A 317-nucleotide genomic window follows, 5' to 3' on the forward strand; every position below is an offset into this window, starting at 1 on the left:
AGTCGTAGTTCGCGGTGTCATAACCGTCGGTGCCTTTCTCGCTCTTACTGGGTATTGCTGAGTATTCTGGTGGGCGGTGCAGAATTCGAATCTGCGACCCCTTGGATGTCGACCAAGTATTCTAACCAGCTGAACTAACCGCCCGATCCCCGCATTATAGGGAGCGCACGAGGCTTAGGCAAGTCTTGCGCCCAAAAAAGTGTTAGCGCTAAGTAGTAATGTCCCCTCTCCGCTAAGTAGAGATGTCCCCTAGGATGCGTTCCAGGGGAGGATGGGATAGTGATCGAGATGACGGCCAAGGACGTGCTGCGTAGCCA

1 tRNA gene is annotated in these 317 nt (G+C 53.9%); it reads right to left on the bottom strand.

The features are described 5' to 3' along the window. Positions 1-67 precede the first annotated feature (67 nt). Positions 68-144, bottom strand: a tRNA-Val gene (locus tag LCI23_RS17170). Positions 145-317: the final 173 nt, after the last annotated feature.

This window comes from Massilia sp. MS-15 (genome assembly GCF_020176695.1).
GTDB classification, from domain to species: domain Bacteria; phylum Pseudomonadota; class Gammaproteobacteria; order Burkholderiales; family Burkholderiaceae_D; genus Telluria; species Telluria hydrophila.